The organism is Streptomyces sp. NPDC020489, from assembly GCF_044386545.1.
GTDB lineage: Bacteria > Actinomycetota > Actinomycetes > Streptomycetales > Streptomycetaceae > Streptomyces.
The window spans coordinates 266,364-284,806 of sequence record NZ_JBIRUZ010000003.1 but is presented as its reverse complement, the minus strand read 5'-3'; the positions used below and the strand labels follow the sequence as shown (position 1 = coordinate 284,806).

At 73.1% G+C, this 18,443-nt stretch carries 17 protein-coding genes; 9 read left to right on the top strand and 8 right to left on the bottom strand.

Features of this window, described 5'->3' with window-relative positions; all coding sequences use genetic code 11:
* Position 1: 1 nt before the first annotated feature.
* From ACH41F_RS08360 to ACH41F_RS08335, 6 genes are all read right to left on the bottom strand, one after another.
* Positions 2-1,090, bottom strand: a complete 1,089-nt coding sequence (locus ACH41F_RS08360) for an MFS transporter (protein WP_398834279.1) — start codon at positions 1,088-1,090, stop codon at positions 2-4.
* Positions 1,091-1,606: 516 nt separating this feature from the next.
* Positions 1,607-2,851 (bottom strand): MFS transporter, encoded by a 1,245-nt coding sequence (locus ACH41F_RS08355; RefSeq protein ID WP_391233844.1) that lies wholly within the window; start codon positions 2,849-2,851, stop codon positions 1,607-1,609.
* A 237-nt stretch (positions 2,852-3,088) separates the two neighbouring features.
* Complete coding sequence (msrB, locus tag ACH41F_RS08350; RefSeq protein ID WP_391233843.1) at positions 3,089-3,496, bottom strand: peptide-methionine (R)-S-oxide reductase MsrB; 408 nt, start codon at positions 3,494-3,496, stop codon at positions 3,089-3,091.
* Between the two features lie 24 nt (positions 3,497-3,520).
* Positions 3,521-4,909, bottom strand: a complete 1,389-nt coding sequence (gene murC / locus ACH41F_RS08345) for a UDP-N-acetylmuramate--L-alanine ligase (RefSeq protein ID WP_398833898.1) — start codon at positions 4,907-4,909, stop codon at positions 3,521-3,523.
* A 119-nt stretch (positions 4,910-5,028) separates the two neighbouring features.
* The gene (locus ACH41F_RS08340) at positions 5,029-5,502 is read right to left on the bottom strand and encodes an indole-3-glycerol phosphate synthase (protein ID WP_391233841.1); all 474 of its coding nucleotides are present in this window, start codon (positions 5,500-5,502) and stop codon (positions 5,029-5,031) included.
* A gap of 131 nt (positions 5,503-5,633) precedes the next feature.
* Positions 5,634-6,392, bottom strand: coding sequence for a pyrimidine reductase family protein (locus ACH41F_RS08335; protein ID WP_398834277.1), 759 nt, complete (start codon positions 6,390-6,392; stop codon positions 5,634-5,636).
* A gap of 313 nt (positions 6,393-6,705) precedes the next feature.
* On the opposite strand from ACH41F_RS08335, the gene zapE reads away from it, so the two are divergent.
* The 7 genes from zapE (at position 6,706) to ACH41F_RS08300 (ending at position 14,465) form a co-directional block, all read left to right on the top strand.
* The gene (gene zapE / locus ACH41F_RS08330; protein ID WP_391233840.1) at positions 6,706-7,815 is read left to right on the top strand and encodes a cell division protein ZapE; all 1,110 of its coding nucleotides are present in this window, start codon (positions 6,706-6,708) and stop codon (positions 7,813-7,815) included.
* A gap of 460 nt (positions 7,816-8,275) precedes the next feature.
* Positions 8,276-8,854, top strand: a complete 579-nt coding sequence (locus ACH41F_RS08325) for a carbonic anhydrase (RefSeq protein WP_391233839.1) — start codon at positions 8,276-8,278, stop codon at positions 8,852-8,854.
* A 5-nt stretch (positions 8,855-8,859) separates the two neighbouring features.
* Positions 8,860-10,317 (top strand): SulP family inorganic anion transporter, encoded by a 1,458-nt coding sequence (locus ACH41F_RS08320; RefSeq protein ID WP_398834275.1) that lies wholly within the window; start codon positions 8,860-8,862, stop codon positions 10,315-10,317.
* A 741-nt stretch (positions 10,318-11,058) separates the two neighbouring features.
* Positions 11,059-12,426 carry an alkaline phosphatase PhoX gene (locus ACH41F_RS08315; protein WP_391233838.1) on the top strand — a complete coding sequence of 456 codons (1,368 nt, stop codon included), beginning with the start codon at positions 11,059-11,061 and terminating at the stop codon, positions 12,424-12,426.
* A gap of 78 nt (positions 12,427-12,504) precedes the next feature.
* Positions 12,505-13,362, top strand: coding sequence for a PPK2 family polyphosphate kinase (locus ACH41F_RS08310; RefSeq protein WP_398833895.1), 858 nt, complete (start codon positions 12,505-12,507; stop codon positions 13,360-13,362).
* A 59-nt stretch (positions 13,363-13,421) separates the two neighbouring features.
* Positions 13,422-14,267, top strand: a complete 846-nt coding sequence (locus tag ACH41F_RS08305) for a polysaccharide deacetylase family protein (protein ID WP_391233836.1) — start codon at positions 13,422-13,424, stop codon at positions 14,265-14,267.
* 18 nt (positions 14,268-14,285) lie between these two features.
* Positions 14,286-14,465, top strand: a complete 180-nt coding sequence (locus ACH41F_RS08300; protein ID WP_391233835.1) for a hypothetical protein — start codon at positions 14,286-14,288, stop codon at positions 14,463-14,465.
* On the opposite strand, the gene ACH41F_RS08295 is transcribed toward ACH41F_RS08300, so the two are convergent.
* Together ACH41F_RS08295 and ACH41F_RS08290 are read right to left on the bottom strand one after the other, a co-directional pair.
* Positions 14,457-15,128 (bottom strand): ABC transporter, encoded by a 672-nt coding sequence (locus tag ACH41F_RS08295; protein ID WP_398833893.1) that lies wholly within the window; start codon positions 15,126-15,128, stop codon positions 14,457-14,459. The genes ACH41F_RS08300 and ACH41F_RS08295 overlap by 9 nt on opposite strands.
* The gene (locus tag ACH41F_RS08290; protein ID WP_391234000.1) at positions 15,125-15,985 is read right to left on the bottom strand and encodes an ATP-binding cassette domain-containing protein; all 861 of its coding nucleotides are present in this window, start codon (positions 15,983-15,985) and stop codon (positions 15,125-15,127) included. The genes ACH41F_RS08295 and ACH41F_RS08290 overlap by 4 nt, the downstream gene beginning before the upstream one ends.
* 90 nt (positions 15,986-16,075) lie before the next feature.
* On the opposite strand from ACH41F_RS08290, the gene ACH41F_RS08285 reads away from it, so the two are divergent.
* Together ACH41F_RS08285 and ACH41F_RS08280 are read left to right on the top strand one after the other, a co-directional pair.
* Positions 16,076-16,771: a peptidyl-tRNA hydrolase gene (locus ACH41F_RS08285; protein ID WP_391233833.1), complete on the top strand. Its 696-nt coding sequence runs from the start codon at positions 16,076-16,078 to the stop codon at positions 16,769-16,771.
* A 244-nt stretch (positions 16,772-17,015) separates the two neighbouring features.
* The gene (locus ACH41F_RS08280; protein WP_398833891.1) at positions 17,016-18,416 is read left to right on the top strand and encodes a DUF692 domain-containing protein; all 1,401 of its coding nucleotides are present in this window, start codon (positions 17,016-17,018) and stop codon (positions 18,414-18,416) included.
* The last annotated feature ends 27 nt before the right edge of the window (positions 18,417-18,443 follow it).

Below are 18,443 nucleotides of genomic sequence, written 5' to 3'. Positions count from 1 at the left end.
TTCAGCGGGAACGGGTGCTGCGGATCAGCCAGAGCGTCGCCGCCAGGCACAGGGCCGAGACGGCGCCGAGGATGAGGGGGACGGCCTCGACTCCGGACCATTCGATGGCCTTGCCGAGCGCCGGTCCGGCCACCACGCCACCTCCCATCGAGGCGGCGATGACCAGGGCTCCGGCGCGGCGGGCACGCGGGGCGGCCCGGTGCAGCCAGGGCAGTCCGGTGGGGAAGATCGGGGCGATGAAGAGGCCGACACCGGCGTAGGCGTAGGGCGCCAACTCGGCTACCTGCGCAAGGAGCAGACAGACCGTCATGCCGGTGCAGGAGACGGTGATGATGGCCTGAGGCGAGTACCGCAGGGCGATCGGGACGACCAAGAAGCGACCGACGGTCATCATCAGCCAGTACACGGAGGTGGCGGTCGCGGCGACCCCGGCGCCGTAGCCGACCGTCTCCAGATGGGTGGGCTCCCAGCCGCCGACCCCGGCCTCGATGCCGACGTGCAGGACGTACAGCGCGACGAACACGGCGAGCACCGAGGCGAGGCTGCTGGCGACCACCGGTCCACCGGAGTCCGGGGACACCTCGGAGGGCTGCGGCGCCGTGTTCCGCACCCCCTTCAGGCACAGCAGCAAGGGCAGGTTGACCAGCGCGAAGACGAGGAAGACCGCCGGGTAGTGCTCGGCACCGACCGCGCCGATCACGGCCGGGCCCAGGATCGCCCCGATGCCGAAGTGGGCGTTGAGGATGTTCAGCATGGCCGTCGAGCGGTGCCCGAAGCCCACGGCGAACAGCTGGTTGAGGCCGTAGTCGAGACCGCCGAAGCCGAGTCCGGCCAGCAGTGCGGCGGCGAGGGCGAGCGGCCAGTTCGGGGCGAGCGCGAAGCCCGCCGCCCCCACGGCCATGAGCAGGTACGAGGCCCCGAGGATCCGCCGGTTGCCGATCACCCCGTAGCACCGGTCGAACAGCAGCACCCCGGCGACCCCGCCGACGAAGTGCGCGCTCAGCCCCAGTCCCGCGGTCGACGGGGACAGCCCGAACTCCTCGCGAAAGGCGGGGATCGCCGGGCCGTACAGGGCCTGGAGCGCACCCATGAGAACAAAGCCGACGCACGAGGCGACGGCGGCGGCCGGGCTGAACACCGGGGCTTGGACGACACGGGTCTCTCGCAGCACGACAGAAGATGTTACCGGTAACATGCGGGCCGTCAAGATTGCGGACGGCATGCGATCGGGCCCGTCCGCGGGCGGCGTCGACGACCGACGCGTGTCCGCCGGCCTCGGCCCCCGCCCCGCTATCGGCGGAGGCCCCCCTCCCCGCTCCGGCGGGGTCCCGCGCGGCCCGCGCCTACGAGGAGCCTGTAACGCCATGGGTCAGTGCCGAAGGCCGCGCCCTCGCCGGACCGGAAGTAGCCTGCGCCGGACGCCACGCCCACACCGGACCGGGAAGCGACCGACGCCGAAGACCACGCCCACACCGGACCGGAAGTAGCCCGTGCCGGACGCCACGCCCTCACCGGACCGGGAAGCGGCCGATACCGAAGGCCACACCCACACCGGACCGGAAGTAGCCTGCGGCGGACACCGCGCCCCTCACCGGGACCGGATCCGTCAGCCCAGGACCCGCTCCTCCTGCGCGGCCCGCGCCGCCGGTGCCTTGTCGCGGCCCGCGTCGCGCATCCGGCCGTAGGCGTAGACGCAGCCGGCCAGGGCGAGGTCGGACAGGAGCATGAAGCCGATGGAGTACGAGTCCTTGGCGCTGTAGACGGCGCCCATGACCAGCGGCGGGACGAAGCCGCCGAGGCCGCCCACCGCGCCGACGATGCCGGTCACGCTGCCGACCTGCGGTTGCGGGGTGACCCGGGCGACCAGCGCGAAGACCGCCCCGCTGGTCGCGCCGAGGGCGGCCGCCATCACCAGGAGGCAGACCGTGGCGCCCGGCACGAGGGCCGGGTCGAAGGCCTGCAAGGTCGCGAGGATCGCCACCGCGCCCAGCGCCCAGGCGGTGACCACGGCCGGGTGGACACGGTCCGACAGCCAGCCGCCGATCGGCCGGAACACCACGGCGACCAGGGCGAACCCCGCGGCCCTGGTGCCCGCGTCGGTGGGGTCGAGCTCGTACCAGGTCTTCAGGTACGTGGGCAGGTACACCCCGAACGCCACGATGCCGCCGAACCCGACCGCGTACAGCGCGGACAGCTCCCAGGTCACCCGCAGCCGCCCGGCCTGGCCGAGCCGCGTGGCGAGCGGGGTGGAGGGGATGGGGCGGTCCGGTCGGTCGTTGATGAGGAAGTACGCGAGCACCGCGTACAGGGCGAGGGCGATCGCCAGGACGAGGAAGGGGAGGTTCTCGCCGTGCCGGTACATCCGGGGGGTGAAGTAGCCGGACAGGGCGACGCCGCCCATGCCCATCCCGAAGACGCCGAGCGCGCCGCCCCGCCGCTTGGGCGGGAACCAGGAGTTGACGAGCGGGACACCGATGGCGAACGTCGTACCGCCGAGGCCGAGCACGAAACCCACGGCGATGAGCGCGCCGTAGGAGTCGTGGGCGGGGATGAGCAGCAGCACCGGCACGATCGTCAGGGCGCTGGTCAGCGGGAACATGATCCGGGCGCCGTAGCGGTCGGTGAGGGCGCCGACGGGCACCCGTCCGAGGGAACCGACCAGGACGGGCACGGCGACCAGCACCGACTGGGCGAACGACGTCATGTGCAGCGTGTCGTCGAGGTCCCCGGCCAGGGGGGCGATCAGGTTCCACGCCCAGAAGGTGAGCGTGAAACCGATGGTGGCCACCGCGAGGTTGCGCCAGGCGGCGGCGGTAGGACGGTCGTCGCCGGACATCGCCACGTCGGTCATGCGCGCTCCCAGACTCCGTGATCCCCCCGTCCATGACGGCACGGCCGCGGGCAGCGGGCAACTCGAAGGGGGCGGGTGGGGCGGCGGACGGCCTGGGCAGCCACGGCGGCCTCTTACCGGGGCTGGGCCTCTTCAGGGCGGGGGCAGGCGCACCCGTCGTACGCCCGACGACGTACGGAGGCGATCCGGCCCGAGGCCGGGCGGCCCCCGCCCTCGGCCCCCGGCCGGCCGGTCACCTCAGCCCTCGACCGGCGTCAGCCGCAGCGAGATGCTGTTGATGCAGTAGCGCTGGTCCGTCGGGGTGGGATACCCCTCCCCCTCGAACACGTGCCCGAGATGCGACCCGCACCGCGCGCACCGCACCTCGGTCCGCACCATCCCGTGGGAGCGGTCCGCGACCAGCTCCACGGCGTCGGTGTCCTTCGGGTCGTAGAAGCTCGGCCAGCCGCAGTGGGACTCGAACTTCGTGGTGGAGGTGAAGAGTTCGGCGCCGCAGGCGCGACAGGAGTAGACGCCCTCGGTCTTGGTGTCGGTGTACTCACCGGTGAAGGCGGGCTCGGTGGCGGCCTGCCGCAGCACGGCGTACTCGGCCGGGTCCAGCTCCGCACGCCACTGCTCGTCCGGCTTCTCGACGTCGTACGCCATGATGCTCAGCCCCTATCCACTGCTCTACTGCGCGAGACGGTCCAGGATGCGCGGTCCGAGGTCCGTGACATCGCCCGCGCCCATGGTGAGAACCAGTTCGCCCGCCCTCGCCATTCCCGCGACCAGCGCCGGCACGTCCGCCTTGTCGTGCACCGGCGTCACGTCCGCGCCCGCCGCGCGCGCGGCCTCGATGATCAGCTCGCTCGTCACGCCCGGGATCGGGTCCTCGCGGGCCGGGTAGATCTCCAGGACCAGCGAGGCGTCCGCCAGGGCGAGCGACTGGCCCATCTCCTTGCCCAGCTCCTGGGTACGGGAGAACAGGTGGGGCTGGAAGACCACCAGGATGCGCGCGTCGCCGGCGGCCGCGCGCATGGCCTCCAGGTCGGCCGTCATCTCGGTCGGGTGGTGGGCGTAGGAGTCGATGACCTGGACCCCGGCCACCTCGCCCTTGAGCTGAAGGCGCCGCTTCACGCCCGTGTACGCCGCGAGGGCGGTGGCCAGTTCCTCGGCCGGGACGCCCAGCGCGACGCCCGCGGCGAGGGCGGCGACCGCGTTGTGGGCGTAGTGGCGGCCGGGGACGGAGACGGTGAAGGTCAGCTCCCGTCCTTCGAGGAGAACGGTGACCTCGCTCTTCAGCCCCTGGGGCGCCACCGAGAGCACCCGGACGTCGGCGTCCGCGGCCTCCCCGTACGTCACCGTCCGCACCGAACCGGCCACCCGGCGGGTCAGCTCCCGCGCGCCCTCGTGGTCGGAGGAGATCACCAGCGTGCCGCCGGGGACGATCTTCGCGGCGAAGGTCTCGAAGGACTCGTAGATCTCGTCCATGGACGCGTAGTTCGCGTGGTGGTCGAGCTCGACGTTGAGGACGATCGCGACCTCGGGGGCGTACTTGTGGAAGCTGCGGTCCGATTCGTCGGCCTCGGCGACGAAGATCTCGCCGTCGCCGTGCAGCGCGTTGGAGCCTGGGGCGTCCAGGTCGCCGCCGATCGCGTAGGACGGCTTCAGGCCCAGCTCGGACAGGGAGACCGCCAGCATCGAGGTGGTGGTCGTCTTGCCGTGGGTGCCCGCGACCGCGATCGGGCGCAGGCCCTGCATCAGGGCGGCCAGCGCGGCGGAGCGGTGCACCACCGGGATGCCCAGCTCGGCCGCGCGGGCCAGCTCCGGGTTGTCCTGGCGGATCGCGGACGACACGACCACACAGCTCGCGTCGTCGGCGAGGTGCTCCCGCGCGTGCCCGATGTGCACGGTGGCACCCAGGGCGCGCAGCGCCTCGGCGGTCGCCGACTCCTTGGCGTCGCTGCCCGCCACCTTCGCCCCGCGCTGCGCGAGGATCTTCGCGATGCCCGACATCCCGGCGCCGCCGATGCCGATGAAGTGCGGTCGGTCCATGGCGGTGGGAAGGCCGGGTGCCATGCGTGTCTCCCTGTGCGTGAAAGGTGGGGCTGACGTTCAGCGGCCAAGCCTATGCCGAGCCACCGACAGGCACGGGCAGGCGGCCGTGCCCGCACCCTCCGCCGCCCCGGCCGCCGCCGCTACGCCTTGCTGTGCGAGAACAGCTTCAGCACCGGCACCCCCACCTTGTGGCGGGCCCGCGAGGCCCAGTCCCGGTGGAAGAACTCCTCGACGTAGTGCGGGTCGGTCAGCACGATCACCTCGTCCGCCCCGACCTCCTCCACCAGCGCCTTGAGGGAGTCCAGCGGGTGGTCCTCGATCAGCCGCCCCTCGGCCGCGCTGCCGGAGGCGCGCAGCGCCTGAAGGGACACGGCCAGGGCCCGCTCGCCGAAGGATCTGGCGGCGTCGCCCTCGGGCACCTCGTGCTCCTTGGCCGCCTCGTCCAGTTCGCCCAGCGCCACGTCGTCGATGGCCCGCAGCAGGCGGTCCGCCTGGTCGCCGCGCGGCTGGAGCAGTACGTGGAAGGAGACCTGCTCGTCCCCGTGCAAGGTGGTGACGAACTCCACGTCGGCGGACGTCAGGGCCTTCTCGATCATCAATACGCTTGTGAACACCGCGCGCCCCTTCTGCAAAAACCATCCTGCCCCGTGATCTCACGGGGCCCGAGAGCAAGTGTGCCCGTCGGAAGCTAAACGGAACGGTAGATTCCGCCGTTTTCGAGACCGGCGGTATCACTGAACGAGTCTCAAGTGCGCTGGTAGCGGCCGAAGAGAAACCCCTCCTCCTCCAACAGGGACACCAGTGCGAACCGTTGCGGAACCGCGACGGCCGGGCCCCCCGCGATGCGCTGCGCGTCCCCGACGGTGAGCATCGGGGAGAGCGTCAGACAGAGCTCGTCCAGCACCCCGGCGGCCACGAACTGCCCCAGCAGCCGCGGGCCGCCCTCGGTCAGCAGCCGGGTGAACCCGAGCTCCACGAGCGCCTGTACGGCGCGGGCGGGCTCGACGCCCATGCCGTCGCCCGCGATCACCACCCGGGCGCCCGCCTTCTCCGCCGCGGCGACCCGGTCGGGGGCGGCCGCGGCGCCGGTCAGGATCAGGGTGGGCACGAGCGGGGACGTGAACAGCGGCAGCGCGAAGTCCAGTTCCAGACCGGCGCTGACCACCGCGATCGCCGCCGCGGGCCCCTGTCCGGCCGCCGCCCTGCGCTCCGCGAACTCCGCACGCGCGCGTGCGGGCCGGTACCCCTCCTGCCGTACCGTTTCCGCACCGACGACGATCACGTCCGCCAGCGCCCTGAGCGTGCCGAAGATCCGCATGTCGGTCGCGTTCGAGATGGGCTGCGACTTCCCGTCGTGCTGAGCGGCGCCGTCGAGCGTGGACACCATGTTGGCCCGCAACCAGGGCACCGGCGCCCCTCCTTCGGCGGGCTCGGGATAGGCGTAGGCCTCGGCCAGCTCGTCGAGACTCCACTCCCGCCCGACCGCACCGGCCCCGTGGAGCAGCCCCGCGCCGAGCCCGGAGAGCGACGGCCCGCCGGTCGCGGCGCCGCCCCCGCCTTCGGCACCGGCCCCGCCCGTCACGGCGCCACCGGAATCAGCGCCCGCGATCCCGGGCCCACCGTCGAGTCCACCTGAAACACCTGAAGCATCACCCCCGTATGCCCCGCCGGAGCCGTCTGTCACTCCGGCACCGGCATCCCCGGCCCTCCCGGGCCCCTCAGCTCCCCCGGCGGAGACCCTCGTCGCTGTCTGGTCGGTCACAGGGAACAGGCGTCGCATGTCGTGCAGTGTGGCACGGCGCTTAGCATGGGGAACCGTGTCGTCCTCCTCCACCGCCTCCGGGACCAGCCCGATAGCAGACGCGGCCCCCCTGTCCCTGTGCGCCCGCGAGCCGCACGTCCCCGCGGACCGGCTGGTCGCCGAGATGGTGCCGCCGCCGCGGTTCGACTCGGTCCGCTTCAGCACGTACCTCCCGGACCCGGGCCAACCCAGCCAGACCGAGGCCGTCCAGGTCCTCGAGGCCTTCGCGGGCGGTCTCGGCGGGGCGCACGCCGTCGGCGGGAAGGAAAAGCGCGGCTTCCTCGGGTTCGGCAGGGGCAAGGCGCCCAGGACCCCGGCCGGCCCCCGGGGCGTGTACCTCGACGGCGGTTACGGCGTCGGCAAGACCCACCTGCTCGCCTCCCTGTGGCACGCCACCCCGGCGGAGCCCGCACTCAAGGGTTTCGGGACCTTCGTCGAGCTGACCAACCTCGTGGGCGCCCTGGGTTTCCAGAAGACGGTCCAGACGCTCTCCGGCCACCGCCTGCTGTGCATCGACGAGTTCGAGCTCGACGACCCCGGTGACACGGTCCTGGTCTCCACCCTGCTCGGCAAGCTCGTGGACGCCGGTGTCGCCCTCGCCGCCACCTCCAACACCCTGCCGGGCAAGCTCGGCGAGGGCCGCTTCGCGGCGGCCGACTTCCTGCGCGAGATCCAGGGCCTGTCCGCCCACTTCCGCCCGCTGCGCATCGACGGCGAGGACTACCGCCACCGCGGCCTGCCCGAGGCCCCGGCGCCCTTCTCGGAGGAGCAGGTCACCAAGGCGGCGTACGCCACCGAGGGTGCCTCGCTCGACGACTTCTCCCAGCTGCTCGGCCACCTCGCGCGCGTGCACCCGAGCCGGTACGGCGCGCTGACGGATGGCCTGAAGGCGGTGTGCCTCACTGACGTGAAGCCGATCCCGGACCAGTCCACGGCGCTGCGGCTCGTGGTGCTCGCGGACCGGCTGTACGACCGTGAAGTTCCGGTTCTGGCATCCGGACAGCCGTTCGACCAGCTGTTCAGCGAGGAGATGCTCCAGGGCGGGTACCGCAAGAAGTACTTCCGGGCCATCTCGCGGCTCACCGCGCTGGCCCGTGACGGTAAAGCACTCGTCAAGCCTGCCTAATTGACGAACTCCCCCAGGTCAAGAGCCGGTTCGCGCCAGCAGACGTACTTTTTCAGGCTCTCTTCAGCCGGAAACGTTAAGTTAACCCTGCAAAGAACTTTGCAGGGTTAACGTGTTTCTTGACCAGGCATTGACCAAGCCTTGGTGTGCTCGTGAGTCATGGATTACCGGGAGGAGGGGGACGCATGTCGCGAGACGTGACGACACCGACCGTGCTCCCATCCCTCGTCGACCCCCTGTCGACCCTCTCCTTCTTCGCAGTGACGGCAACGTTCGCAAGCGCGCACACGGTCAGTGATGCTTCGACCAAAGCTCCGCGGCATCACAGATCCAGAACGACGACAGCCGACTCTCCGGCCGCACTTCACGCCTTCCGCGGCTGAAGAGGACCGCTGTTCCCCCCCACCTGTCGTGCAAGCCCGACGCGCCGCTGCAGGCGCGCCAGGAGGAGTCACCACTGATGCAGCCCCTCATCGACAACGCCCGCCTGTTCGGACAGCGCCCTGAGGAGTTCGCCCAGCTCGCAGAAGGCCAGTCCCCACAAGTCCTCTTCATCACCTGCTCGGACTCCCGGGTCGTCCCGGCCCTGATCACGGGCGCCGGCCCCGGCGAGCTCTTCGAACTCCGCACCGCCGGCAACATCGTCCCGCCGTACACCCTGGAACGCCCCACCAGCGAGGCGGCCACCATCGAGTACGCCGTCGAGGTGCTCGGCGTCAGCGACATCGTGGTCTGCGGACACTCGCACTGCGGAGCCGTCGGCGCCCTGGTGCGCGGCGACGACCTGACCGCCGTACCGGCCGTGCGTGACTGGCTCACGCAGGCCGCGCCGCGCCCCGCGGGGGCGGTCGAGGACCCGACGGTCGCCGAGGGAGTGCAGAGCCATGTGCTGACGCAGCTGCTGCGGCTGCGCTCGTACCCGTTCATCGACAAGAAGGTGAAGGACCGTCAACTGACCCTGCGCGCCTGGTACTACGAGGTGCACACCGGGGCCGTGCGGGAACACCGCTCCGCCACCGACGCCTTCGAGGCCCTGTGATGACCATGCTGACCAAATACCCCCATTTGCGGCAGGACTTCGCCGCCTCCCTGGTCGTCTTTCTGGTCGCGCTCCCGCTCTGTGTGGGCGTGGCCGTCGCCTCCGGTGTCCCGGCGGAACTCGGACTCGTCACCGGCATCGTCGGCGGCATCGTCACCGGCATGATGCGCGGCAGCAGCCTCCAGGTCTCCGGACCGGCCGCCGGCATGACCGTGCTGGTCTTCGAGGCGGTGCGGGAGTACGGGCTGCCCGTGCTCGGGGTCATCGTGCTGGTCACCGGGGCGCTCCAGATCCTCATGGGCACCCTGCGACTGGGCCGCTGGTTCCGGGCCATCTCGGTCTCCGTGGTCGAGGGCATGCTCGCCGGCATCGGCCTGGTGCTGATCGCCGGTCAGCTGTACGCGATGACCGCCACGGAGGCCCCCGCCTCGGGCCTGGGCAAGATAGCCGGGCTGCCCGGGGCGCTCGTGGACGCCGTCACGGACACCCGAGCGCTGGCCTCGCTGGGGCTCGGGGTCGGCACCATCGCCGTCCTGGTGCTGTGGAAGCGCATGCCGGCCTCGGTCCGTACCGTGCCCGGTCCGCTCGCCGCGGTGGGTCTGGCCACGCTGGCCGCCCTGGCGTTCTCGATGCCGGTGGCGACCGTCGAGGTGCAGGGGCTGCTGGGCTCCGTCCAGCCGCCGTCCGCGAGTGCCTTCGGTGAGCTGGCGAGCATCGGCGTGCTCGCCACGATCGTCGCGTTCACCCTGATCGCGTCCGCCGAGTCACTGTTCAGCGCGGCGGCCGTGGACCGGCTGCACGACGGACCGCGCACCGAGTACGACAAGGAGCTGGTCGCGCAGGGCGCGGGCAACGCGCTCTGCGGTGTGCTCGGCGCGCTGCCGATGACCGCGGTGATCGTGCGCAGCGCGGCCAATGTGCAGGCAGGCGCCAGGACCAAGGCGTCCCGGGTCATGCACGGCGTCTGGTTGCTGCTGTTCGCGGCGCTGCTGCCGGGCGTCCTCGCCTACATCCCGATCCCGGCGCTGGCGGGCATCCTGGTCTACTCCGGCGCCAAGCTGATCCCCGTCGCCTCGCTCGTGACGCTGTGGCGCGAGCACCGCGGCGAGGCGCTGATCCTCATCGTCACGGCCGTGTCGATCGTCTCGGTCAGCATGTTCGAGGGCGTTCTGATCGGACTGGCGCTGGCCGTGGTGAAGACCGCCTGGGAGGCCTCGCATCTGAAGCTGGAGATCGTCGACAAGGGCGCCGGGCCCATCCAGGCGCATCTGTCGGGCAACGCGACCTTCCTGAGGCTGCCCAAGATCCTCGACAGCCTGGAGTCGCTGCCGCAGGACCGCCCGGTGGAGCTGGACCTGTCCGGCCTGCACCACCTGGACCACGCCTGCCGTCTGGCGCTGGAGAACTGGGCGGAGCGGCACAGCGCGGTCGGTACGGAACCGGTGCGGGTCACCACCCCGTAGCCGCGGGCCCGGTGCCTGGCCTCGCGCCAGGCGCCGGGCCCATCGGTGCGGCAGCGGAAGGACCCCCTCCCTGGGAGGGGGCGGGCCCGGCGAGGTCCGAACAGCCGGCCGCGCTCCGGGCTCCGGGCTCCGGGCTCCGGCTGCAACTCCGCGCTCAGGGCTCCGGGCTGCGGCTGCGGCTGCGGGCTCCGCGCTCCGGTTCCGGGCTCCCCGCTCCGGCTCCGGCTCCGACTCCGGGCTCCGGGCTCCGGGCTCCGGCTGCGGCTGCGGGCTCCGTGCTGCGGCTGCGGGCTCCGTGCTGCGGCTGCGGGCTCCGTGCTGCGACTCCATGCTGCGGCTGCGGCTGCGGGCTCCGTGCTGCGACTCCGGGCTCCGGCTGCGGCTGCGGGCTCCGTGCTGCGACTCCATGCTCCGGCTGCGGCTGCGGGCTCCGTGCTGCGACTCCGGGCTCCGGCTGCGGCTCCTGCTCCGGGCCGCGGCTGCCGCTGCCGCTCCGCCTCCGGCTACCGCTGCGGCTCCGGCTCCTCCAGACGGCGGTGGCGGTCGCCGCCACGACGAACCCCCCTCGTGCCGCCGTTCCCGGAGCGGCCCTCGGAGCATCCGGTCCAAGCGCACGCGCACCCGGCCGACGGACGGCCCTCCGAGCGGTGACACCTCTACGCGCGTGGTTCCCGCAGCCCGCGCCAGGTGATAGACACAGCGGCGTCACATCCTGTCCGCCAGCAGGAAGGTTGCTGCTCCATGTCCGCAACACGACGTCAGGTCCTCGCCCGCTCCGGCGCGCTGGGGGCGGGGATCGCCTTCAGCGGCGCCCTCTCCGAACTCTTCACGGGCACGGCCGCCGCCCAGAACCTCGGCCACACCGGCTACGGCCCGCTCGTTCCCGACCCGAACGGCCTGCTCGATCTGCCGGAAGGTTTCCGCTACCGGGTGCTGTCCCGTGAGGGCGACCAGCTCCGCTCCGGCGAGGGCCCGGTCCCCTCCAACCACGACGGCATGTCGGCCTTCGCCGGCAGACACGGCCGGGTCCACCTCGTGCGCAACCACGAGAACCGCTACAACGGCCGCATCGGCGTCCCGACCGTCGACGGCCTCACCTACGACCCGGGCGCCAAGGGCGGCTGTACCGCGCTGACGCTCGACGGCCGCAACAAGGTCCTGTCCGAGCGGGTCGCCATCGCGGGTACGGCCGTCAACTGCGCGGGCGGGCCCACCCCTTGGGGCACCTGGCTGACCTGCGAGGAGACCGAGGACAGGGCCGGCACCAACGGCTACACCAAGGACCACGGCTTCATCTTCGAGGTCGACGGCGCCGACCCGCGCCGCTCGGGCGCGGTCCCGCTGACCGCGATGGGCCGTTTCCAGCACGAGGCGATCGCCGTCGACCCCAGGCGCGGCGTGGTCTACGAGACCGAGGACGCGTTCCTGAAGCCCTTCGGCCTCTTCTACCGGTTCCTGCCCGAGAAGCCGTTGGGCGGCCTGGGTTCCCTGCGCGCCGGGGGCAGGCTCCAGGCGATGCGGGTGCCCGGCGTCCCGGACCTGTCCTCCATCCAGGAGACCGGCGCCTGCTTCGAGGGCGTGGAGTGGGTGGACGTACCGGATCCGCTCGCCGCCAAGACGCCCATCCGGCTCCAGGACTTCGGGCCCAAGGGCGTCACGCACGCGCAGAAGCTGGAGGGCTGCTACTGGGGCGGCCGCTGCGTGTACTTCGTGTCCTCCTTCGCCCGCAGCACGGACGGCTCGGCCGCGGACCACTACGGCCAGATCTGGCGCTACGACCCGTCGTCGCGCCGTCTGACGCTGGTGATCGTCTTCGGCCCGGACACCGACGTCCAGCTGCCCGGCGAGTCCCCCGACAACATCTGCCTCGCCCCCAGCGGCGGCCTGATGGTCTGCGAGGACGGCAACGGCGCCCAGCACGTCTACGGCGTCACGCGCCGCGGCGAGGTCTACGCGATGGCCCGCAACGCCCAGAACATCGGCACCGACGAGGAGCCGGAGTGGGGCGAGTTCGCGGGGGTCACGTTCTCGCCGGACGGCGAGACGATGTACGTCAACTGCTACACGCCGGGGACGACGTTCGCGGTGACCGGGCCCTGGCGCAGGTAGGTCCGGGCCGAGCATCCGCCGGGAGGCGCACCCCCGTCTCCCGGCGCATGATCGAGAGATGACCGAAAGGGGCGCACCATGGCCAGGAAGCAGCGGCGCGGTCTGAGCGAACTGCTCCGCGTCCCCGGCGGCGAGCGCGTCGACCTAGGCGGCTACGACGCCAGGGCGACGACCGGTGGCCCGAAGGACAAGAAGGCGGCTCTCGCGGTCACCGCCGCGATGGGCGAGCACCTCGCCCAACTCCAGGAACGGCTCTGGGCGGCGAGCACGGCCGGGGACCGCCGCCGGGTGCTGCTGGTGCTCCAGGGCATGGACACCAGCGGCAAGGGCGGCACGGTCAAGCACGTCATCGGCCACTTCAACCCCTCGGGCTGCCGCATCAAGGCGTTCAAGGCCCCGACGCCCGAGGAGCGCCGGCACGACTTCCTGTGCCGCGTTCGCCGGGAGCTCCCGCACGCGGGCGAGATGGGCATCTTCGACCGCTCCCACTACGAGGACGTCCTGATCGCCCGTGTCCGCGAACTGGCCCCGCCCGCCGAACTCGACCGCCGCTACGAGGAGATCAACCACTTCGAGGAGTCCCTCGCCGCCGACGGCGTCACGCTGATCAAGTGCTTCCTGCACATCTCCTACGACGAACAGCGCCGCCGCCTCCTCGAACGCCTCGACCGCCCGGACAAGCACTGGAAGTTCAACCCCGGCGACATCGACGAACGCGAGCTGTGGCCCGCCTACCAAGAGGCGTACGAGGTCGCCCTGCACCGCTGCGCCACCGAGCGGGCCCCGTGGTACGTGGTCCCGGCCGACCGCAAGTGGTACCGCAACTGGGCCGTCAGCCGCCTGCTGCTGGAGCATCTCCGGGCGCTGGACCCGCGGTACCCGAAGGCGGACTTCGACGTGGCGCAGTGCCGGGAGCGGCTGCTGAAGGGGGCATGACCGGCGCGTGAGCGTCGGCAATCCGGGGCGCGCCCGATTCGCCCCGTTATGTTCATAAGGTGATCATTCGAGTACGCCACGTGGCGGCCGCCTGCCTCCTCGGCGCCGCCCTCAGCGCCTGCGCAACCACCGCCACCGCCCCCGAGGCGCCCCGAACCGCCCGCCCGGCCCCCTCCGCCACCCCCTCCCGGCCACCGACCCTCGCCCCCGGCCCCGCCGGTCTCACGCCCGTCTTCCGGCACGGCTCCCGCACGCACGGCAGGACCGTCGCCCTCACCTTCGACGCCGACATGACCGCGGACCAGGGGGCGCGGGCGGCGGGCGGCGAGCACTTCGACCATCCGCGGCTCATCGCCACGCTGCGCTCGCTGAAGGTGCCGGCCACGGTGTTCATGACGGGACGGTGGGCCGAGGAGTACCCGGCGCAGGCCCGCTCGATCGGGCGGGACCCGCTCTTCGAGGTCGCGAACCACTCGTACAGCCACCACGCCTTCACCGGCGACTGCTACGGACTGCCCAGGGTCCCTCGGGGCGACATGCGCACCGATGTCGAGCGCGCGTACACCGCGTTCCGCACCGCGGGCGTGCCGGACGCGCGGCCCTACTTCCGCTTCCCCGGGGGCTGCTACGACCGTGCGGCGCTCAGGGCGCTCACCCCGGCCGGGGTCACCGCCGTGCAGTGGGACGTGGTCAGCGGGGACGCCTTCGCGACGGACGCGGACGCGGTGGCCCGGCAGGTCCTCGACGGGGTGCGCCCCGGGTCCGTGGTCGTCATGCACTGCACCCGCAGCGCCGCCCCGACCACCGAGCGGGCCGTGCGGACGATCGTGCCGGAGCTGCGCGCCCGGGGCTACCGGTTGGTGAAGGTGTCCGAGCTGATCGGGGCCGCCGCCGGCCGGCGATGAGCGTCCTACGCTGGAGTCATGAGCGAGGACTACTGCACGATCCGAGAGGTGCCCAGGCCGCCGGTCGCCGAGGGTCCGCCGTACGCGGAGTGTGTGCTGTGCCGGGAGCCGACGGAGTACCCGGAGTCGTACAAGGGCATCACCCTGTGCCCCCGCTGCGAGTGGCGGGAGGCGGAGCGGACCGCCTGCTCAGGGTGACCGGCGGGAGGTCAGCACGCAGGCCACGGCCATCGCGCCGGCCGTGAGCAGCGCTGCCGCCGCCAGGGGCAGAAGCGGCAGCGGGACCGTGCCGTCCCGGGAGCCGGTGACCAGGCCGCTGACCGCCGCCTGGGCCGGGGAGCCGGTCGTCACCACCGCCAGCAGCGCCGCGAGCAGCATCGCGGGCACCGCCCGGCCCGGTGAGCGCAGCAGCGGCCACGCGGTGAGGGCGCCGACGGCCGTGCCCAGCAGGGCACAGGCGAGCGTCGCGAGCAGTCCCGCCGTACCGGCCGAGAGCCGCGGCACCCGCGTCTGGTGGTCGGCGCCCACCGGGTCGCTGATCAGCGCCACGAGGACGGTCGTGACGGTGCCGAGCACCGCCGTGGCGCCCAGGGCCACCAGCAGCGCGGCCAGGTGCGCGCGGGCCGGGCCGACCGCGGCGGCCACACAGGCGCGGGCCGCGGGCGGCTCGTTGGACACGCAGATCCGCACCAGCCAGGCGCCGACGGGCAGCAGCGCGGCAGCGGCGTAGCCGAGCGAGTCGAGGACGGGCTGCCCGCTCTGCACCCCGACGCCGAGGAACGCGGCATACAGGATGACCGGCGGCAGCCAGCGCTGCGAGCGGGCGAGGAGGGCGGCCTGGTAGCGGAGCAGCGCGGTCATCGGCCGCCCTCCGCAGGCGCCTGCCGCACGCTCACCACGTGCCACGGCGGTCGGGCCGTCAGCAGGGCGCGCAGCAGCACGTCCGAGTGGGACGCGGGGACGGTGAGCCGGTAACCGCCGGGCGCGTTCTCGTCGGCGGCGGTGACGGCGCGGCGCGCCTCCGCGGGCAGCCGCGCGCCGGCCGGCCCCTGGACCACGACGGTCACCTGCGGCCCGGCGGGCGTGACGGCGTCGGCCGTACGACGGTGGAGGCCGCCCTCGCGCACGGTGCAGGTCGCGTCGGTCACCCCCGCCAGGCGGCCGGGGTCGTGGTCGACGAACACCACCGCCCCGCCCGCGACGGTCCGTTCGACGACCGCCCGCTCCAGCTCCGCCCGGGCGTCCGCGTCGAGGCCGGTCCACGCCTCGTCCAGGACGAGCAGCTCCGGCTCGGCGAGCAGGGCCTGGGCGACCGCGACCTTCTGGCTGCTGCCCTTGGAAAGCCGGGCCATGGGGGTGTCGGCGTAGGCGTCGGCACCGAACCGTTCCAGGACCTCGCCTGCGGCGCGCCGGGCCGAGGTGCGCGACAGGCCGTGGACGGTGCCGAGGTGGGTGAGGTAGCCGAGGGCGGTGAAGGGGAGGGCGGAGGGGAAGCGCTCGGGGACGTAGGCGGTGCGGGGGCGGCCTCTCACCCGGCCCTCGGAGGGGGCGTCCAGACGGGCGAGCACGCGCAGGAGCGTGGATTTGCCGGTGCCGTTGGCGCCTTCCACGCGGGTGAGGCTGCCGGGGGTGAGGGTGAGGTCGACGCCTCGCAGGACCCAGGGGCCGCGCAGGCCGTAGCGGCGGCCCACGTCGTCCAGGTGCAGATCGCGTTCCATGGTGGTCATGACGGCGCGTGGCCGGGGCCGGTTGCCTCGGGCCCCTTGGTGCCGGTCACCCGGCTCGTCGGGCCCTTTAGGGTGGGCGGCGTGAGCGACAGCCCTTTCCAGCACGAAGTCATCGCCCGGGATCACGCGCCGCAGTTCGTCCTGCCCTTGGTCGTACGGCTCGAACGCGCCGCTCCCCCCGCCCGCACCGACGCCCTCGAGACCGCCGCCCGTGCCGTCCTCGTGATGCTCGGCGACGAACGCTCCCTCGGTGAGGGCGAGTGGGCGCAGGCGATGCGGGACTGGCAGGACGCGCGGATCCGCAAGGTCGTGCGGCGGGCGCGCGGTGCCGAGTGGCGCAAGGCCGAGGCGCTGCCGGGGATCACGGTCACCGGGAAGTCGGCGGAGGTGCGGGTGTTCCCGCCCGTTCCGCTGGACGGCTGGCCGAAGGAGCTGGCCAAGCTCCAGGTGTCGGGGACCGAGCTGGACGACCCGGAGCCGCCGCCGGCCGCCGACCCGGGCGTGCCCGTGCTGTGGATGAGCCCGCGGGTGGAGATGTCGGCGGGCAAGGCGATGGCCCAGGCGGGGCACGGTGCCCAACTCGCCTGGTGGGAGCTGTCGGACGAGGAGCGGGCCGCCTGGCGGGACGCCGGGTTCCCGCTCGCCGTACGCACTCCCCACCCGGATCGGTGGCGTGCGCTCGTGGACAGCGGACTGCCGTTGGTGCGGGACGCCGGGTTCACCGAGATCGCCCCGGGCTCCTGCACGGTCGTCGCCGACCATCCCGCGCTGCGCTGACACGGCGGCCACCGGTTGAACGCCGGGGCGGGCGCTCCCGTTGAACGCCCGGCCCGGCGCTCCCGTACCTCCGGTCACTGGTGCCCGGAACCTCAAATGTTCCTCTGAAGGACCGGTCGGAGGGATTCGAGTCCGGGCACCGGGGCCATACCCCCGTCACCGCCGGGAACCGCGAGCCGTCGAAGGGGACGACGCGGCGGATCCAGGTGGCGGGGAGAGTCGGCCGGAGGAGGGGACGGGGACGATGGAGCGACTGGGCACGGGAATCGGATGGCGGCCGGAGATCGCGGACGCCGTGGAGCGCATGCCGGGCATCGACTGGGTCGAGGCCGTGGCCGAGAACGTCTGCCCCGGCCATCTGCCCGAGTCGCTGCGGCGGCTGCGCGAGCGCGGGGTGACCGTCGTCCCGCACGGCGTCTCCCTCGGCCTCGGCGGCGCCGACCGGCCCGACGAGGGGCGTCTGACCGCGCTCGCCGAGCGGGCCGAGGCGCTGGGCTCGCCCCTGGTCACCGAGCACATCGCGTTCGTCCGGGCGGGCGGGCCCCTGACGGCCTCCCCGCGCCTGGAGGCGGGCCACCTGCTGCCGGTGCCGCGCACCCGGGACGCCCTGGACGTGCTGTGCGAGAACATTCGCGTCGCCCAGGCCGCGCTGCCGGTGCCGCTCGCCGTCGAGAACATCGCCGCGCTGATCTCCTGGCCGGGCGAGGAGATGACGGAGGGGCAGTTCCTCTACGAACTGGCCGACCGTACGGGGGTCAGGCTGCTGATCGACGTCGCCAACCTCCACACCAACCACGTCAACCGTGGCGAGGACCCGGCCGAGGCGCTGGCCGACCTGCCCCTGGAGGCCATCGCCTACGTCCATGTGGCCGGTGGCTTCGAGCGCGACGGCGTCTGGCACGACAGCCACGCCCACCCCGTCCCCCGCCCGGTCCTGGACATCCTGACCGACCTCGCCTCCCGCGTCTCGCCGCCGGGGGTGCTCCTGGAGCGCGACGAGAACTTCCCCGCGCCGCACGAGCTGGAGGGCGAACTGACGGCGATCCGGGACGCGCTGGACAAGGGCCGCGAGCAGGCCGCGGGCGGCCCGGCACACGGCATCCGGAAGCAGAGGACCACGCGCGACGACACCGCACCCACCGGCGCCGGCACGACCGGCACGACCGCCTCCGGCACCACTGCCCCCAGCACCACCGCCCCCACCGGCACCGGCACGACCGGCACCACCGCCCCCGCCCGGCAGCGCCTCGCGCTCGCCCAGACCGCCCTGCTCTCCGCGCTGGTCGCGGGGACGCCGGTGCCCGAGGGGTTCGACCGGGTGCGGCTCGGGGTGCAGGCGCGGGCGCTTGCCGGGAAGCGGGCGGACGTCGTCGCCAAGGTCGCGCCCGAGCTGCCGGACATCCTCGGCGCGCGGTACCGGGCGGCCTTCCTCGGGTACGCCCACGGGCACCCCATGACCGACGGCTACCGGCGCGACGCGCTGGACTTCGCCCGGTATCTGCTGGGCGACGGCCGGCTCCCGGACGAGCGGGGCCGGGCCGCGTTGCGGGAGTGGTGGCTGGAGCGGTCGGGAGCACGGCCGCGCTCGCACCGTCCGGGGGTACGGCTGGCCCGGGCGACCCGGCGGGTGCTGCTGCGCCGGTGACCGCGCGTCGGTCCGCGCCGACCGCGG

What these genes read in the sequence shown, in the direction of transcription:
- ACH41F_RS08310 (WP_398833895.1), top strand. Translation starts at nt 12,505, where the DNA reads ATGGCCAGGAAGCAGCGGCGCGGTCTGAGCGAACTGCTCCGCGTCCCC.
- ACH41F_RS08300 (WP_391233835.1), top strand. Translation starts at nt 14,286, where the DNA reads ATGAGCGAGGACTACTGCACGATCCGAGAGGTGCCCAGGCCGCCGGTC.
- ACH41F_RS08280 (WP_398833891.1), top strand. Translation starts at nt 17,016, where the DNA reads ATGGAGCGACTGGGCACGGGAATCGGATGGCGGCCGGAGATCGCGGAC.
- ACH41F_RS08315 (WP_391233838.1), top strand. Translation starts at nt 11,059, where the DNA reads ATGTCCGCAACACGACGTCAGGTCCTCGCCCGCTCCGGCGCGCTGGGG.
- ACH41F_RS08290 (WP_391234000.1), bottom strand. Translation starts at nt 15,985, where the DNA reads ATGGAACGCGATCTGCACCTGGACGACGTGGGCCGCCGCTACGGCCTG.
- ACH41F_RS08295 (WP_398833893.1), bottom strand. Translation starts at nt 15,128, where the DNA reads ATGACCGCGCTGCTCCGCTACCAGGCCGCCCTCCTCGCCCGCTCGCAG.
- ACH41F_RS08325 (WP_391233839.1), top strand. Translation starts at nt 8,276, where the DNA reads ATGCAGCCCCTCATCGACAACGCCCGCCTGTTCGGACAGCGCCCTGAG.
- msrB (WP_391233843.1), bottom strand. Translation starts at nt 3,496, where the DNA reads ATGGCGTACGACGTCGAGAAGCCGGACGAGCAGTGGCGTGCGGAGCTG.
- murC (WP_398833898.1), bottom strand. Translation starts at nt 4,909, where the DNA reads ATGGCACCCGGCCTTCCCACCGCCATGGACCGACCGCACTTCATCGGC.
- ACH41F_RS08355 (WP_391233844.1), bottom strand. Translation starts at nt 2,851, where the DNA reads ATGACCGACGTGGCGATGTCCGGCGACGACCGTCCTACCGCCGCCGCC.
- ACH41F_RS08360 (WP_398834279.1), bottom strand. Translation starts at nt 1,090, where the DNA reads ATGGGTGCGCTCCAGGCCCTGTACGGCCCGGCGATCCCCGCCTTTCGC.
- ACH41F_RS08320 (WP_398834275.1), top strand. Translation starts at nt 8,860, where the DNA reads ATGCTGACCAAATACCCCCATTTGCGGCAGGACTTCGCCGCCTCCCTG.